This window comes from Micromonospora sp. WMMD980 (assembly GCF_029626035.1).
Classification (GTDB): Bacteria; Actinomycetota; Actinomycetes; order Mycobacteriales; family Micromonosporaceae; genus Micromonospora.
Map to the genome: position 1 here is coordinate 6696930 of NZ_JARUBE010000003.1, position 15859 is coordinate 6712788.

General features: G+C 73.1%; 14 protein-coding genes. 7 read left to right on the top strand and 7 right to left on the bottom strand.

From position 1 onward, the window contains the following. Positions 1-27: 27 nt before the first annotated feature. Together O7618_RS31675 and O7618_RS31680 are read right to left on the bottom strand one after the other, a co-directional pair. Complete coding sequence (locus tag O7618_RS31675; protein ID WP_347405403.1) at positions 28-912, bottom strand: class F sortase; 885 nt, start codon at positions 910-912, stop codon at positions 28-30. After that, a complete protein-coding gene (locus tag O7618_RS31680; RefSeq protein ID WP_278109794.1) occupies positions 899-1987 on the bottom strand; it encodes a hypothetical protein in 1089 nt (362 codons plus the stop codon). The genes O7618_RS31675 and O7618_RS31680 overlap by 14 nt, the downstream gene beginning before the upstream one ends. Before the next feature lie 484 nt (positions 1988-2471). Between O7618_RS31680 and O7618_RS31685 the strand changes: the two genes are divergently transcribed. Then, entirely contained in the window at positions 2472-4274 is a 1803-nt protein-coding gene (locus O7618_RS31685; protein WP_278109795.1) for a glycoside hydrolase family 6 protein, read from the top strand. Positions 4275-4383: 109 nt separating this feature from the next. Here the strand turns inward: O7618_RS31685 and O7618_RS31690 are convergent, their stop codons facing one another. The 5 genes from O7618_RS31690 to O7618_RS31710 all read right to left on the bottom strand — a co-directional run bounded on the left by O7618_RS31690 (position 4384) and on the right by O7618_RS31710 (position 8712). Beyond that, entirely contained in the window at positions 4384-4761 is a 378-nt protein-coding gene (locus O7618_RS31690; RefSeq protein ID WP_278109796.1) for a hypothetical protein, read from the bottom strand. An 84-nt stretch (positions 4762-4845) separates the two neighbouring features. Further along, on the bottom strand, positions 4846-5166 hold the full coding sequence (locus tag O7618_RS31695) for a hypothetical protein (protein ID WP_278109797.1): 321 nt from the start codon (positions 5164-5166) through the stop codon (positions 4846-4848). A 16-nt stretch (positions 5167-5182) separates the two neighbouring features. Further along, positions 5183-6838 (bottom strand): sodium:solute symporter family protein, encoded by a 1656-nt coding sequence (locus O7618_RS31700; protein WP_278109798.1) that lies wholly within the window; start codon positions 6836-6838, stop codon positions 5183-5185. 164 nt (positions 6839-7002) lie between these two features. After that, on the bottom strand, positions 7003-8106 hold the full coding sequence (locus O7618_RS31705) for a hypothetical protein (RefSeq protein ID WP_278109799.1): 1104 nt from the start codon (positions 8104-8106) through the stop codon (positions 7003-7005). Between the two features lie 12 nt (positions 8107-8118). Continuing rightward, positions 8119-8712: a hypothetical protein gene (locus O7618_RS31710; protein WP_278109800.1), complete on the bottom strand. Its 594-nt coding sequence runs from the start codon at positions 8710-8712 to the stop codon at positions 8119-8121. 304 nt (positions 8713-9016) lie between these two features. Between O7618_RS31710 and O7618_RS31715 the strand changes: the two genes are divergently transcribed. The 6 genes from O7618_RS31715 to O7618_RS31740 all read left to right on the top strand — a co-directional run bounded on the left by O7618_RS31715 (position 9017) and on the right by O7618_RS31740 (position 15840). Next, entirely contained in the window at positions 9017-11386 is a 2370-nt protein-coding gene (locus tag O7618_RS31715) for a nitrate- and nitrite sensing domain-containing protein (RefSeq protein WP_278109801.1), read from the top strand. Further along, entirely contained in the window at positions 11386-11808 is a 423-nt protein-coding gene (locus O7618_RS31720; protein WP_278109802.1) for a roadblock/LC7 domain-containing protein, read from the top strand. The genes O7618_RS31715 and O7618_RS31720 overlap by 1 nt, the downstream gene beginning before the upstream one ends. Beyond that, positions 11798-12187: a DUF742 domain-containing protein gene (locus O7618_RS31725; protein WP_278109803.1), complete on the top strand. Its 390-nt coding sequence runs from the start codon at positions 11798-11800 to the stop codon at positions 12185-12187. The genes O7618_RS31720 and O7618_RS31725 overlap by 11 nt, the downstream gene beginning before the upstream one ends. Further along, positions 12168-12770, top strand: a complete 603-nt coding sequence (locus O7618_RS31730; protein ID WP_181569981.1) for an ATP/GTP-binding protein — start codon at positions 12168-12170, stop codon at positions 12768-12770. Before O7618_RS31725 ends, O7618_RS31730 begins: the two co-directional genes overlap by 20 nt. Positions 12771-12870: 100 nt before the next feature. Then, a complete protein-coding gene (locus O7618_RS31735; RefSeq protein ID WP_278109804.1) occupies positions 12871-13905 on the top strand; it encodes a lactonase family protein in 1035 nt (344 codons plus the stop codon). A gap of 177 nt (positions 13906-14082) precedes the next feature. Then, positions 14083-15840 (top strand): substrate-binding domain-containing protein, encoded by a 1758-nt coding sequence (locus O7618_RS31740; RefSeq protein WP_278109805.1) that lies wholly within the window; start codon positions 14083-14085, stop codon positions 15838-15840. Positions 15841-15859 lie beyond the last annotated feature (19 nt).

Sequence of the window (15859 nt, forward strand, 5' to 3'; positions counted from 1 at the left end):
GCTTAACACCCCGACGCGCCGCGCCGGTCACGCGGTCATGTGTGCGTAGACGACGATGTTGTTCAGGTAGCTGCCGGCGGCCCGGTCGAACGTCCCGCCGCAGGTGACCACGCGCAGGCCGGGCACGCCGGACGGGCCGTAGACCTGCTCCGCGGGAAAGGCGGTCTTCGGGTACGACCGGACGTCGTCCACGGTGAACGTGGCGGTCGAGCCGTCCTGCCGGGTGACGGTGATGACGTCGCCCCGCACCAGCGCGCCGAGGTTGAAGAAGACCGCCGGGCCGAGCTTGGCGGAGTCGACGTGCCCGACCACCACCGCGTTGCCGACCTCGCCGGGGCTGGCGCCGGGCGAGTACCAGGCCGCCTTCATGGCCTGGTCCAGCGGCGGCACCTGCACCGTGCCGTCCGGGTTGGTGCCGAGCGTCATGATCTCCGCACGTACCCCGATCCGGGGGATCGCGATGGTGGTGGGCGCCGATCGGGGCAGCCCGGCCGGCACGCCGGGGGCGCCCGCCGGTGAGCGGGGCGGGGCGGCGGGCACGGCGCCGGCCACGGCCGGCGGGGTGACGCCGGCCGGTGGGGCCGTCGGCGTCGGTCCGGCCGGCGCGCCCGGGCCCGGGGAACCAGTCGACGGCGCGGGAGCGGCCGGGGCCGCGGTGGTCGGGGGAGCCCAGTCCCAGGGCGGCCCGGCCCCGACATCCGCATCCGGCGTGCCGGTCGGATCCGTGACGGCGGTGGGGCCGGTCTGCGCGATCGGCTGCGGCGGGGTGGGTGGCGGCACGGTGCGGAAGGACGCGCCGATCAGCCCGGAGCCCACCATGGCGAGCAGGACGACGAGCGCCGCGCCGGCGGCACGCCACGGTTTCCCGCGACGGCCGCCGGCCCGGTTCGTCGTCCGGTCAGACCAGGTCACCGGCCCGGCGCCGACGCAGGAGCACCAGTCCGCCGAGCGCGGCGGCGCCGATCATCCCCGCGCCCCCGGTGGCGAGTCCGCGGTCGAGGCCGGTGGTGGCCATACCGCCGTCACCGCCGTCGACCCCGCCGTGCGGCAGGACCACCAGCTCACCCTCGCCGCAGGAGCCCCGCAGCTCGTACCGGCCCGGGTGGGCGTCCTCGGAGACCCGGGCCTCGCCGTAGTAGACGAAGTCCTTCCCGTGCTCCCAGCCGGCCTCGTCACCGGAGCCGTGCTCGTCGCCGCCCTGCCAGGCGTCGCCGCCCTGCCACCCGGCGCCGTGCTCGTCCTTGCCGTCCTTGCCGTACTCGTCGGCGGCCTCGGGACCCTTGTGCTCGTCCTTCGCCTCGGGACCCTTGCCGTGCTCGTCCTTGCCGTCCGGGCGGTGCCCGTCCTTGCCGTCCCTGCCGTGCTCGTCGTCGGCCCAGTCGGCGGCGTCCCAGCCCGGCTCGGCGGCCTGGCTGTACTCCTCCGGGACCTGGCCGGCGGCGTCGGCGGCCGCGCCGGCACCCGTGCCGCCCGGCTGCGGCGCGTCGGCCGGAGGCTGCGGCATCCCCGCCTCGCCCGGTCCGTGCCCGTCCCTGCCCTGCTCGTCCTTGGCCTCGGGACCCTTGCCGCCCTCGGGGCCCTTGCCGTGCTCGTCCTTGCCCCTGTCGTCCTTGCCGTCCGGGCCCTGGCCGTGGTCGCCGCCGTGGGCGTCCTTGCCGTCGGGGCCCTGGTCCGCGTCCTGCGCCCAGTCGCCACCTCGATCGGCCCAGCCGGTGCCGTCGGCCCAGCCGCCGTGCTCGCCATCGCGGGCCGGATGCAGGTCGACCCGGCCGGTGACCTTCGACCAGACGTAGGCGTGTTCCTGCGGCTCGGAGCAGATCTGGAGCAGTTCCACGGTGTCGCCCGCCTTGACCACGTGCGGCTTGGCGATGACCTTGCCCTCGTCGTCGTGCCCGCCCGCGTAGGCCAGCCCCGGGGTGAACACGAGAAGGCCCGCGCCGCCGAGAGCGGCACCCGCGACGACCTTCCCGAGCATCTTCTTAGCCATGAGCAGCGTCACTCCATCCCTGTTCGTCCTGAGCCCGACGTCGGTCGAGCTACCGCCGACGTTAGACCTTTTCGCGACTTATTCGGGGAAAGATTCGTTTTTAGGACTTTGCCGATGATGTGGCTTTCACGCGTGCGGAGCGCCGCCGCGCCCCGTCTGTGCCTCGGAGATCCCGCTGCGCGATAGGGTCGGCGTGGGCGCATCGAGCCATTGCCATGGAAGCGCTCCCATGCAAGAATCGCTGCACGCGGTTCGGGGAGCCACACCGCGAGCTCAGACGTCGAGGGCACCGGTTTCACCGGACGACGTCGGCTCCAACGGCCGGTCCTGCGGACCGGTCGGCACCACCACCCCTTCACGCCCGTCCGGGTCGGGCGTCCCCCGAAGCAACCCGTGGCGCGCACGGTCGATCCCGCAGGGCGACCGCCGCCGCCATTCCGCCGGGCCGTACGCGGATCCGGTCTCGCCCAAGGAGATCAGTGGCATGAATCTGTGGAGAAGGCTGTCCGGCCGGAGCCGGACGCTCGCGCTCACCGGCGCCGGCGTCCTCGTGGCCGGTGGGCTGGTGACCCTTCCGGTCACCGCGGCGCAGGCCGCGACCCAGTGCAGCGTGGACTACACCACCAACGACTGGGCCGGTGGCTTCACCGCCAGCGTGGTCATCAAGAACCTCGGTGACCCGGTCAGCTCGTGGAACCTCGGCTTCACGTTCCCGAACAGCAGCCAGCGCGTGCAGCAGGGCTGGTCGGCGAAGTGGACCCAGAGCGGCCAGAACGTCACCGCGCAGAACGAGTCCTACAACGGGTCGCTGGGCACCGGCGCCAGCGCGAACATCGGGTTCAACGGCGCCTGGAGCGGCAGCAACCCGAAGCCGACCCAGTTCACGCTGAACGGCACGGTCTGCAACGGCGGCACGCCGCCCACCAGCACGCCGCCCACCAGCACCCCGCCGACCAGCACCCCGCCGACCAGCACCCCGCCGACGAGCACCCCGCCCACGAGCACGCCGCCCACCAGCACCCCACCCGGCCAGAAGGTGGACAACCCCTACGCCGGGGCCAAGGGCTACGTGAACCCGGAGTGGAAGGCCAAGGCCGAGTCGGTCGCCGGCGGCAACCGGGTGTCGAACAACCCGACCGCGGTGTGGCTGGACCGGATCGCCGCCATCAACGGCACCACGGGCAGCAGCTCCAACGGCTCGATGGGCGTCCGTGACCACCTGGACGCCGCGCTCGCCCAGGGCGCCGGCTACATCCAGTTCGTCATCTACAACCTGCCCGGCCGGGACTGCGCCGCGCTCTCCTCCAACGGTGAGCTGGGCCCGGACGAGCTGCCGCGCTACAAGTCCGAGTACATCGACCCGATCGCCGCGATCCAGGCCGACGCGAAGTACAAGAACCTGCGGATCGTGAACATCATCGAGATCGACTCGCTGCCCAACCTGGTGACCAACACCTCGGGCCAGCCGGGCGGCACCGCGATGTGTGACACGGTCAAGGCCAACGGCGCGTACGTCAACGGCGTGGGCTACGCCCTCGCCAAGCTCGGCGCGATCGGCAACGTCTACAACTACATCGACGCCGCGCACCATGGCTGGATCGGCTGGGACAGCAACTTCGGCACGACCGCCCAGCAGCTCCACGCCGCGGCCACCGCCTCCGGCAGCACCGTCCGCAACGTGACGGGCTTCATCGTCAACACGGCCAACTACTCCGCGCTCAAGGAGCCGTACGTCAAGATCACCGACACGGTGAACGGCCAAACCGTGCGGCAGGCCAAGTGGATCGACTGGAACCAGTACGTCGACGAGCTGTCGTTCGCCCAGGCGTTCCGGCAGAAGCTGGTCTCGGTCGGCTTCGAGAGCAACATCGGCATGCTGATCGACACCTCCCGCAACGGTTGGGGCGGCTCCGCCCGGCCCACCGGCCCGGGCCCGCTGACCTCGGTGGACGCCTACGTCAACGGTGGTCGGGTGGACCGTCGCATCCACGCCGGCAACTGGTGCAACCAGGCCGGCGCGGGTCTCGGCGAGCGGCCGAAGGCCAACCCGGAGCCGGGCATCGACGCCTACGTCTGGGTGAAGCCCCCGGGTGAGTCGGACGGCTCCAGCAAGGAGATCCCGAACAACGAGGGCAAGGGCTTCGACCGGATGTGCGACCCGACGTACACCGGCAACGCCCGCAACGGCAACAGCCTGTCCGGTGCCCTGCCGGACGCGCCGATCTCCGGCGCCTGGTTCCCGGCCCAGTTCGCGCAGCTGATGCAGAACGCCTACCCGGCGCTCTGATTCCGCGGCCGGACCACCCGCCGCGGCGGGAGTGAGGCACCGCCGCGCGGGTTCCCCCGGGCCCCTGGTCGACGCCCACGTCGACCAGGGGCCCCCGGCCGTCCTCAGGTCAGGGCACCGTCTTCTCGATCGCCGCCCGGCCCAGCTCGGCCAGGTCCCGGCGGGCCCGCTCCAGGTTCGCCGGGGTCACGTCCTGACCCCGGGCCCGCACCAGGTCCTCCGGCTCCCAGGGCTGCTCGGCGCCGGTGCGGATGTTGTCCCCGCCCGCGCCGGTGCCGGTCCCGGTCGCGCCGGTCCCGGCCGCGTACGGGTCGCCGAGGATGTCCGGCGACCCGGTGTCGGCCACCGCGCCGTCCGGCTCGGCGAAGGTGGGATTGTCCGGGTCGGTGCCGCCGGTACGCAGCTGCGGCACCGTGCTGTCGTCGTCCACCGCCGCGGCCACCTCGGGGGTCTCCTCCAGCGGTCGTCCGGGGTCACGATCGGCCATGCTGCTGCCCTCCTGTCCCATCGGTGATCCCCCTGGCCTACCCCGTGGGGAAGCGGCCATGCCGGCCGCCACCACGCCGGCATCTCAGGACTCGTCGGCGCGCGTCTTCGGCGCCTCCGTCGGGCTCAGCTTCTGCCAGAGCAGCATGAGCAGTCCGAAGACCAGCATCACCGCGCCGGCCCAGAGGTTGATCCGCAGGCCCTGCGCCTTGTCGATCTCGGCCGACGAGTCGAAGAGCCCCATCAGCCCGACGATCAGCCCGTACGCGACGAACAGCCCGCCGATGACCCGGCGGATGTCGAACAGCCGGGCCGCCGCCGAACTCTCCTCCCGGGCGTCCTCGGTCTCGTCGACCAGCGGGTCGTGGGCCTCGCCGCCCTGGTAGCGGTCCTCGTTGTCTGCCATGACCTGGGTCCCTTCCTCAGAAGACCGGGATGTAGAAGAGGGCGGCGAGCACCACGGCGACCAGGCCGAGCAGCACCGGGGAGCGGTACCAGGCCGCGTCGCCGGCCAGCGAGTCGTCCTTCAGCGTGGTGTCGCTCATGCCGTACACCAGGCCGGTCAGCTCGCTGTCGGTCTTCGGCCGGGTCAGCGGCGTGATGATCGCGGCCACCACCGCGACGGTGACGAAGGCCAGGCCCGCCCCCCAGAAGCTCTCCTCCAGGTCGGAGTTGAAGCTGATCACGCCGGTCTTGTAGAGCAGGTAGGTGGCGATCGCCACGACGGTGCCGGAGAGCAGCGACCAGAAGCCGGCCAGCGCGCTCATCCGCCGCCAGAACATGCCGATGATGAACGTGCCGAAGAGCGGGGCGTTGAAGACCGAGAAGAGCGCCTGGATGTAGTTCATGATGTTGCTGAAGCCGGCCGCGATGAACGCGGTGCCGATCCCGACCACCACGGCCACCACGGTGGCGATCCGCCCGACCCGCACGTAGTACTCGTCCGGGCGGTCCCGGCGGAAGTACGCCTGCCAGATGTCGTACGTGAAGACGGTGTTGAAGCCGCTGACGTTGGCCGCCATGCCGGCCATGAACGACGCCACCAGGCCGGTGACCGCGATGCCGAGCACGCCGTTGGGCAGCAGGTCGCGCATCAGCAGCGGGATGGCGTTGTTGTAGACCAGGTCGCCCTGGTCGGCGCCCAGGCCCTTGACCGTGATCAGGGCGATCAGGCCGGGGATCACGGTCACCACCGGAATGAGCAGCTTCGGGTACGCCCCGATGATCGGGGTACGCCGGGCGGCGCTCATGTTCCGCGCCGAGAGCGCGCGCTGCACCTCGGCGAAGTTGGTGGTCCAGTAGCCGAAGGAGAGCACGAAGCCGAGGCCGAACACGATGCCCAGCCAGTGCGCGCCCAGCGGGTTGTCGGTGCTGCCGGTGCCCTGCCAGGCGTGCAGGCCGGCCTCGCCGAGCTTGGACTCGCGCACCGCGTCCATCAGACCGCTCACGCCGCCGACCTTGACCAGGCCGATCACCGTGATCGGCACCAGACCGGCGATGATCACGAAGAACTGGAGCACCTCGTTGTAGATCGCGCCGGAGAGGCCACCGACGGTGATGTACGCCAGCACGATCGCCGCGCCGACCACGATCGCCACCCAGAGCGGCCAGCCCAGCAGCGCCTGCATGATCAGCGCCAGCGCGTAGAGGTTCACGCCGGCGATCAGCACCTGGGCGACCGCGAAGCTGATCGCGTTGAGCAGGTGGGTGGGGCGGTTGAAGCGCAGCCGCAGGTATTCGGGAACGCTGCGGACCTTGGAGCCGTAGTAGAACGGCATCATCACGATGCCGAGGAAGACCATCGCCGGCACCGCGCCGATCCAGTAGTAGTGCACCGTCATGATGCCGTACTGGGCGCCGTTGGCGGCCATGCCGATGATCTCCAGCGCCCCCAGGTTCGCCGAGACGAAGGCCAGGCCGGTGACCCAGGCGGGCAGCGACCGCCCGGAGAGGAAGAAGTCGACGCTGGTCTTGATGGCACGTCGGGCGGCGAAACCGACCCCGAGCACCGTGACGAAGTAGAGCGCCAGGATCAGGTAGTCCAGGGCGTTCATGTTCAACCGTAGGCCGCTGCCCATGCCTGTTGCTCCCCTCGTGTGGGTGCGTGGTGCGCCGGCAGTTACCCCGATCGCGAAGTTTCATGCCTGCTGCGCATATGCAAGGAGGGGCCCCTTCTTAACGCCTGGCGTCGAGAAGGGGCCCCTTCTCACACGGGAGGCGGTGTGAGGTGGCAGTGGCCGGCTCAGCGGCCCAACACGCGGTCCAGGAAGTCGCGGTAGCCGCGCACGGCGACCCGGAGCTGCTCGGTGTCGGACGAGCCGGACTCCTGCCAGGCGCCGAGCTTGGTGCGCTGCTCCCGCAGCGCGGTGGACAGCGCCTCGATCGCCTCCTCGACCAGCGACTCCGCCTCGCCGACCGCGGCCTTCGGGTCGTCCACGAAGCGCAGCTGGACGTCGCGCCAACGGTCCCGGAAGCCCTGCGCCGCGTCCGCGGCGAACAGCGTCGCCGCGTCGCCCGGCACCGCGCCGGGCGTGGGCCGCTCCGCGCCGGCCAGCGTCGCGCCGGCCGCGCCGCCGGCCACCGTGCCGGCCGCCGCGGTGGCGGTCTCCGGGTCGACGGTGTCGTGGTGCCGCCCGGTAGCGTCGGCGTCCCCGGGGACGGCCTCGGCGTCGGGGTCGACCAGGCCCGGCTCGGGGCTGCCGTAGCCGACCGCGCCGGCGGCCACCGCGTCGTCCCGGTCGCGGTCCGGCACGCCGTCGCGGTCCGTGTCCGCAGCCGGGGTGCCGTCCCGGTCCTCGTCGTCGGCGAGGGTGTCGTCGCGGTCCGCGTCGGGGTGCTCGGCCGTCCAGCGGTCCCGGTCGTGCAGCCGGTCACCGGCCGTCGGGTCGGCCCGCTCGTCGTCCAGCGGTTCGGTCCGGCCCGGCGCGCCGTCGCCCGGGACGGCGGTGTCCTCGCCGCGCGCGTCCCGCTCGTCCTGCGGACGGCCGCCGGCCAGCGCCGAGGCGGCCACCGCGTCGCCCACCGTGGCCGCGCCGAACGCCGTCGGCAGCGGCGCCGGCTCGTGGAACTCGGTGCGCCCGTCGTCGCGCGACTCGTCGTCCGACCGGTCGGCCTCGTCCCGCAGCTCACCGGCGTCGTACGCCCGGGTCTCGTCGAGCCCGGCGGCCCGCTCGTCGCCCACGGCCGGGTCGTCGAACGTGTCCCGGTCGTCCGACGCGTCGCCGGACACATCGGTGCGGTCGGCGCGGTTGGCGTCGAGGTTGTCGTCCGGCGGCGGGACCGGTACCGGCGTGGACCGGACGGCCTCCGGGTGGTCCTGCGTGACCTGCTGCTCTTCCTGGCGCATGGTGGCGGCTCCTCAGCGACTCGTGGCGTCGTGCTCGGAATCGGGGTGGTGCTGCTCCGGCGCCCGCTGGCCGACCGGGTCCTCGCCGAGCAGGTCGGCGAAGAGGGCCCGGTAGTGCACCAGCGCCTGCCGGAGGTCCTCGGTGCCGGCCTCACCGCGTTCGTTGCGCTGCCGGATCTCGTGGGCGTCGCGGTAGTGGGTCAGCGTGCGGGCGTGCTCGACGGAGAGGTGGGCGATCTGCTCGGAGAACTCCCCGGTGGGGTATCCGCGTTCGGCGATCAACCGGCTGACCAGCTCGTCGGCGTCGCCCACGGTCTCCGCCGGCGAATCGACGAAGCGCACCTGGAGCTCCTCCCAGGCGGCGGCGTAGCGGGCCCGGGACTCCGGGCTGAGCGGCGTCAGCTCCAGCTCGGCGTGCCGGCGCTCGCGCTCGCGCAGCTCACGCTCGGCGGCGCCCCGGCTGTCCTGTTCCTGGACGGCCCGGTCGTACTCCGGGCCGAAACGCTGCCGCAGCGCCCGCCGGCGGTTCGCGACCACGGCGAACGCGACCAGAGCGGCGACCACGAGGACGACGATGACTATGACGACTACCTGGGTGGGCGACATGGCTCCTCCTTCGGCAGCTGGTATTCCCTGGTCGGGGTGATCGCCAATCCCGTTCCGGGGCACTTTCCCGTGCGGAACACGAAAGCTGAGTCATTCCAGAAAGGGGCCGGCCGGCGGTGTGTCGGGCTCCAACGGCGGCCGGCGGGGCCGTCTCGGACCGTAGTGAGGGTCGAGACGGCCGGTAGTGCATCCGCCGGGGATTACGTATCCTGCCCAAGGCGTCCGGGTCGGGCCCGGCGTCGTGGCCGGTCACCCGACGGCCGCTGCCGGCGCCACCCAGCGAACCTTCCCGGGCGAGGTCTGATTGAACACCCGCGACTGGCCGATCCGCGCCAAGCTGACCGCGCTGGTCATCGGCCCGGTGACCGGGCTGTTGGCACTGTGGATCTTCGCCACCACGCTGACCTTCGGGCCGGCGCTGGATCTGCTCGCCGCCCGCACCCTCCTCTACGACCTGGGCCGGCCGGGCGAGACGGTGGTCGCCGAGCTGCAACGGGAACGGCGGCTCTCGGTGGTCCAGCTCGCCGGTGACGGGATCCTGCCGGAGCTGTCCGAGCAACGCGAGCGCACCGACCAGGCGGTCGCCGAGTTGCGCGGGCGGATCGACGGCGACGCGCTGCGCGACGCGGCCGACGACCAGCTCGACGCGCGGCTCGACCAGTTGGGCGCCGCGCTCGAGGCGCTGCCCGCGGGGCGGGTCTTCATCGACGACCGGAAGGTGGACCGGGCCGGCGCGGTCGGGCTCTACAGCGGCATGATCGGCTCCGCGTTCCAGGCGTTCTCCGCCATGGCCACGCTGCCCGACGTCCACCTCAACCGGGAGGCCGCAGCGCTCACCGCGTTGGGCCGCTCCCGCGAGCTGCTCGGTCAGGCCGACGCGCTGCTGGCCGGCGCGGTCACCGCCGGCCGGTACGCCGAGGGCGAGCACGAGCAGTTGGTGCGGACCGTGGAGAACCAGCGGTTCCTGGCCGAGAGCGCGGTCGCCGACCTGCCGCCCGACGAGCGGTCCGGCTACCAGCGACTCACCGAGGCGCCCGGCTTCCTGCGGCTACGCGCCCTGCAGGACGCGTTGATCCGCGCCGACGAGCTGCCCGCCGGGTTCGACGTCCGGGCCTGGGAGAGCAGCCACGCCGAGGTCTGGCAGGGCCTGCGGGACTTCGAGCTGCGTGGCGCGGACGGTCTCGCCGAACGGTCGGTGCCGATGGCGGTGCGCATCCTGGTCCAGCTCGCCGCCGCCGGTGTGCTGGGTCTGGTGGCGATCGTGGTCTGCGTGCTCGTGGCGTTGCGGGTGGGCCGGTCGCTGGCGCACCGGCTGACCGGGGTGCGGTCGGCCGCCACCGAGATGGCCGAGGAACGGCTGCCTGACGTGGTCGCCCGCCTGCGCCGGGGCGAGGAGGTCGACGTCGCCCGCGAGGCTCCCGAGATGGACCACGGCGGCGACGAGATCGGCCAGGTGGCGAGCGCCTTCAACGAGGTACGCCGCACCGCGGTGCAGGCCGCCGTCGACGAGGTCACCCTGCGCCGCGGCTTCAACGAGGTGATCCTCAACCTCGCCCGGCGCAGCCAGGGCCTGGTCCACCGCCAGCTGGCGCTGCTGGACCGGCTGGAACGGCGCACCGAGGACCCGGACGAGCTGGCCGGGCTGTTCCAGGTCGACCACCTGGCCACCCGGCTCCGCCGGCACGCCGAGGACCTGGTCATCCTGGCCGGCGCCGCGCCCGGGCGGGGCTGGCGCCGGCCGGTCGCCGCGGTGGACGTGATGCGCGGAGCCATCTCCGAGGTCGAGGCCTACCACCGGGTCGACGTCGGCGAGGTGCAGCCGGCGGGGGTGCTCGGCCGGGCCGTCGGCGACGTGATCCACCTGCTCGCCGAGCTGATCGAGAACGCCACCGCCTTCTCCCCGCCGGGCACCCGGGTGGAGGTGACCGGCCGGACCGTGCCGGGCGGCTACACCATCGAGATCACCGACCGGGGGCTGGGCATGTCCCCGCCGACGATGGCAGCGGCCAACCGCAAGCTGGCCGCCCCGCCCGACTTCGATCCGGCCGACAGCGCCCGGCTGGGCCTGTTCGTGGTGGCCCGGCTGGCCGCCCGGCACGGCGTACGGGTGGAGCTCCGGCCGGGGCGACAGACCGGGACGACCGCCTCCGTGTTCGTGCCGTCCGACCTGATCACCGACGAGCCGCCGGTCGGCCCGGACGCCTCCGCCGGGCCGGAGCGGCGGCGGATGGCCAAGGTGAGCCGGCTGACCACGGTGCCCCGCGGCCGGGCGGGCCGGCCGGGCCGGGAACGCCCGGAGTCCACGGTGATCCCGCTGCCGACCACCCGGGCCTCGGCGGTGGAACCGCCCGCCGACTCCGACGGCCTGCCCCGCCGGGTGCGGCGGCGTGGTCCGGCGGCCCGCCCGCGCACGGTCGTCGCGGACACCCCCGCCCACCGCCCGCCGGAGGAGGCGCGTCGGGCGATGTCCGCGTTGCAGGCCGGCACCGCGCGCGGGCGCCGGGACGGCACCCGCAGGGGCGGCCCGGCGACCGGCCGGATCCGGGACGCCGGCCCGGACACGCCCACCGACGTGCCGGCCGACACGGGTACGCCGACCACCGCGCCGGATCCGGCCACGGAGCCCGCCCCGCCGGCGTCGGACCCGCGAACCGCGACTGAGAGGGACGCCTAGTGGTGTACACGACGCGGCAGAACGCCGATCTCGACTGGCTGCTCGACGACCTGGTGGATCGGGTGCCGGCCGCCCGCCGCGCGGTGGTCCTCTCGGCGGACGGGCTGCTGCTCGGCGCCTCCGTCGACCAGGACCGCACCGACGCGGAGCACCTCTGCGCGCTGGCGTCCGGCTTCTCCGGCCTGGCCAAGGGCGCCACCCGGCACCTGGACGGCGGCGCGGTCCGCCAGACGGTGGTGGAGATGGAGTCGGCCTACCTGTTCGTCACGGCCGCCGGGCAGGGCGCCTGCCTGGCCGTGGCGAGCGACGCCGACGCCGACATCGGCCTGGTGGCGTACGAGATGGCGATGCTGGTCATCCGCGTCGGGGAGAACCTAGCCGCGCCGGCCCGGACCGTGGGAGCGCCGACCGATGCGGGCTGAGTCGCCGGGGCCCCAGCACGAGTGGCTGGACGCCGACGCCGGTCCGGTGGTCCGCCCCTACACGCTCACCGGTGGGCGGGTGCGCCCGCCGGTCGACGGCTTCGACCTGCTGGCCTTCGTGCTCGCCACGTCGGCGGCCGAGGCGGCCGGCATGCCCGGTCTCCAGCCGGAGCACCGCCGCCTGGTCGAGCTGGCCCGGCGGCCGAAGGCCGTCGCCGACCTCGCCGCCGACCTGGATCTCGCCGTCGGCGTGGTCCGGGTGCTGCTCGGCGATCTCCTCGCCCATGGGTTCGTCGCGGTGCGCCGCCCCCCGGCCACCGCGTACCTGCCCGACGACAACATCCTCAAGGCGGTGGTCAGTGGACTCCGTGCGCTTTGACCGGGAGCCGGCCGCGTCGCGGGTGCCGCTGGCCCTCAAGATCTTGATCGCGGGTGGCTTCGGCGCCGGCAAGACGACGCTGGTCAGCGCGTTGAGCGAGGTGCGGCCGTTGCAGACCGAGGAGGTGCTGACCGGGGCCGGTCTCGGCACCGACGACGTCTCCGGGGTGGAACAGAAGTCGACCACCACGGTGGCGATGGACTTCGGCCGGATCACCATCAACGACGACCTCCAGGTCTATCTGTTCGGCACCCCGGGCCAGGACCGGTTCTGGTTCCTCTGGGACGAGCTGGCGTTCGGCGCGCTCGGCGCGGTGGTGCTCGCGGACACCCGCCGGCTGGCCGACTGCTTCCCCTCGATCGACTACTTCGAGCAGCGGGGCGTCCCCTTCGTGGTCGGGGTGAACTGCTTCGAGGGTTCCCGGCGGTTCGGCCTGGAGGCGGTGCGCGACGCGCTCGACCTCGACCCGGACGTCCCGCTGGTGCTCTGCGACGCCCGCGACCGGCAGTCCGGGAAGCTGGTGCTGATCTCGCTCGTCGAGCACGTGGCCCGGCAACGCGGTGAGCCGGTGCCGGTGGGGTGAGCCGCCCGACCCGCGATTCCCGCGCCACGTTCCGCACTGACCGGGCGGTCCGCCGGAAAGCCTGGTTGGATCGCAGCATGATCGGCGGAAGGTGGGAGCGGTGACCGGGCAGCACGAGGTCGTCCACATCGGCGGCTACACGGCGGAGTCGGACGGGCGGGCGGACGGTATCGTCGCGGCCCGGCGGGACCCGGCGACCGGGGCGTTGACCGTGCTCGGGACCGTGGCGGTGACCCCCTCGCCGTCGTTCCTCGCCCGGCATCCGGCTCTGCCGGTGCTGTACGCCGTCAACGAGCTTCCCGACGGCCTGCTCAGCGCGTTCCGGGTGGGGCTCGACGGCGACCTCACGCCGCTGGCCGTCCGCCCGACCGGCGGGGCCGAGCCGTGCCACCTGGCGGTCGCGCCGGACGGGCGGCACCTGTTCGTGGCGAACTACGGCGGTGGCAGCCTGGCGGTGTTCGCGCTGGACGCCGACGGCGTGCCGGGGGAGCGCACCGACCTGGTGCGGCACGAGGGGCACGGCGCCGATCCCGAGCGCCAGGAGCGGGCGCACTGCCACATGGTCTCGCCCGATCCGGGCGGCGGGCCGCTGCTCGCCGTCGACCTGGGCACCGACTCGGTCTACCGCTACGACCTGGAGGCCGCCTCCGGGCGGCTGGTGCCCCGGGCACCCCGGCTGCGGACACCGGCCGGCACCGGGCCCCGGCACCTGGCCCGGCACCCGGACGGGCGGCGCTGCTGGCTGGTCGGTGAGCTGGACGCCTCGGTCACCGCCTACGACCTGACGCCGGACGGGCTGCACCAGCGGGTCCGGGTGGACGCCAGCGGCCGGACCGGGCACGTGCAGCCCTCCGAGGTGGCGGTCGGGCCGGACGGACGCTTCCTCTACGTGGGCAACCGCGGCGTGGGCACGGTGGCCGTCTTCGCGCTGGCGGGCGCGGCGCCGGAACTCGTGGCCGAGGTGGACGCCGGCGGCGGGTGGCCGCGGCACTTCGCGCTGGCCGGCACGCACCTCTACGTCGCCGACGAACGGGCCGACCTGGTCAGGATCTTCCAGGTGGATCCGGGCAGCGGGGTCCCCGAGCCGGTCGGGGAGCCGGTTCCGATGGCCAGCCCGACCTGCGTTTTGCTGTGACCGGGCGGTGACCGCCTGCGTTGTCCGGAGTGGATGACGATCATCTGCGTCACTGATGCGTGACTCAGCGTATCGATTATGTGATCAACTGTTTCTCCTGCGTAACTTTCGTCCGAACGGTTGTGGCAGTAACCCCACGAGATACGCAAGATGGTCACCGTGTCAGGCCGCCATCGCATGCGTTCCAACCTCCGTGGGGCAGGTGCCGCCGCCGCGGCGACCGCCCTCGTCGCCGTCGTAGCCGGCTCCTGGTTCGGTTACCAGCAGCTGGCCGGCCCGAACTGTTCGGGCCGGATCGAGCTGTCGGTGTCGGCCGCCCCGGAGGTCGCCCCCGCGGTCCGCGGCGCCGCCGACGAGTGGGTCGCCAACGGCGCGGCCGTCGGCGGCACCTGCATCGCGGTGAACGTGGTCTCCGCCGAGTCGGTCGACGTCGCGGCTGCCGTGGCGAGCAAGCACGGCGCCACGCTTGCCGGGGTCGGGCAGGCCAGCGGCACCGCGGTCACCCCCGATGTCTGGGTGCCCGACTCGTCGACCTGGCTGGTGCGGCTCAAGGCCGGTGGTGCCAGCGCCTTCGCGCCGGCCAACGGCGCGTCGATCGCGCGCAGCCCGGTGGTGGTCGCGCTGCCCGAGCCGGTGGCCGCGCGGATCGGCTGGCCGCACAAGGAACTCCGCTGGTCCGACATGCTCAAGCAGGTGACCGCCAGCAAGCCGCTGCGGGCCGGCATCGTCGAGCCGACCCAGGACGCGGCCGGCCTGTCCGGCCTGCTCTCGCTGACCGCGGCCGCCAGCTCCACCGGCGAGGCCGGCTCCCCCAAGGCTCAGGAGGCGATGGTCGGGGCGCTGCGCGCGCTCGCCACCAACCGCTCCTCACTGCGGCAGGACCTGCTCGCGCGGTTCCCGCGTTCGACCGACCCGACGGCCATCGCCAACGGGTTGGGTGCGGCGGCGCTGTCCGAGGAGGACGTGATCGCCTACAACGACACGAAGCCCCCGATCAAGCTGGCCGCGCTCTATCTGGATCCGGCGCCGATCCCGCTCGACTTCCCGTTCGCGGTGCTGCCCGGCATCGAGCCGAGCAAGGCCTCGGCCGCGCGGGTGCTCTTCGAGGCGCTGCGCTCGCCCGGCTTCAAGGACCGGCTCGCCGCGCAGGCACTGCGGGCCCCCGACGGCAACTGGGGTAACGGCTTCCAGGCGCCGACCGGCGCGCCGAGCCCGGCCAACGGCGGCGAGAAGCAGGTGCCGCCGTCCGGTCAGGGCGGCGCGGCCGACCTCGACCCGGTCGCCATCTCGACCGCGACCACCACCTGGTCGGTGGCCACCCAGTCCGGCCGGATGCTCTGCGTCATCGACGTGTCCGGTTCGATGAAGAAGCCGGTGGCCACCGCGAACGGGGCGAGTCGGGAGCAGGTCACCGTGGCGGCCGCGAGCCAGGGGCTGGGGCTCTTCGACGACTCCTGGTCGATCGGCCTGTGGACCTTCTCCACCAACCTCCAGGGCTCGCAGGACTGGAAGGAGCTGGTCGGGATCCGGCCGCTGTCGAGCAACCGCGGTGAGTTGCAGCGGAGTCTCGCCTCGATCCGGCCGTCGAGCGGCAACACCGGCCTCTACGACACGGTGCTCGCGGCGTACAAGAAGGTCCAGCAGGACTGGGAGCCGGGCAAGGTCAACTCGATCGTGCTCTTCACCGACGGCAAGAACGAGGACGACGCCAACGGCATCTCGCAGAAGGAGCTGCTGGCGCAGATCAAGAAGCTCCGGGACGACGAGCAGCCGGTCCAGGTGATCATCATCGGCATCGGCACCGAGGTGAACCGGGCCGAGCTCAAGTCCATCACGGACGCCGCCGGCGGTGGCGCGTTCGTGACCACCGACCCCAGCAAGATCGGCGAAATCTTCCTCCAGGCGATCGCGCTGCGGCCGCCCGCACCGCGCTGACCTGCGACTCAGTGACGTT

What these genes read in the sequence shown, in the direction of transcription:
- O7618_RS31680 (WP_278109794.1), bottom strand. Translation starts at nt 1,987, where the DNA reads ATGGCTAAGAAGATGCTCGGGAAGGTCGTCGCGGGTGCCGCTCTCGGC.
- O7618_RS31685 (WP_278109795.1), top strand. Translation starts at nt 2,472, where the DNA reads ATGAATCTGTGGAGAAGGCTGTCCGGCCGGAGCCGGACGCTCGCGCTC.
- O7618_RS31690 (WP_278109796.1), bottom strand. Translation starts at nt 4,761, where the DNA reads ATGGCCGATCGTGACCCCGGACGACCGCTGGAGGAGACCCCCGAGGTG.
- O7618_RS31695 (WP_278109797.1), bottom strand. Translation starts at nt 5,166, where the DNA reads ATGGCAGACAACGAGGACCGCTACCAGGGCGGCGAGGCCCACGACCCG.
- O7618_RS31700 (WP_278109798.1), bottom strand. Translation starts at nt 6,838, where the DNA reads ATGGGCAGCGGCCTACGGTTGAACATGAACGCCCTGGACTACCTGATC.
- O7618_RS31705 (WP_278109799.1), bottom strand. Translation starts at nt 8,106, where the DNA reads ATGCGCCAGGAAGAGCAGCAGGTCACGCAGGACCACCCGGAGGCCGTC.
- O7618_RS31710 (WP_278109800.1), bottom strand. Translation starts at nt 8,712, where the DNA reads ATGTCGCCCACCCAGGTAGTCGTCATAGTCATCGTCGTCCTCGTGGTC.
- O7618_RS31725 (WP_278109803.1), top strand. Translation starts at nt 11,798, where the DNA reads ATGCGGGCTGAGTCGCCGGGGCCCCAGCACGAGTGGCTGGACGCCGAC.
- O7618_RS31740 (WP_278109805.1), top strand. Translation starts at nt 14,083, where the DNA reads ATGCGTTCCAACCTCCGTGGGGCAGGTGCCGCCGCCGCGGCGACCGCC.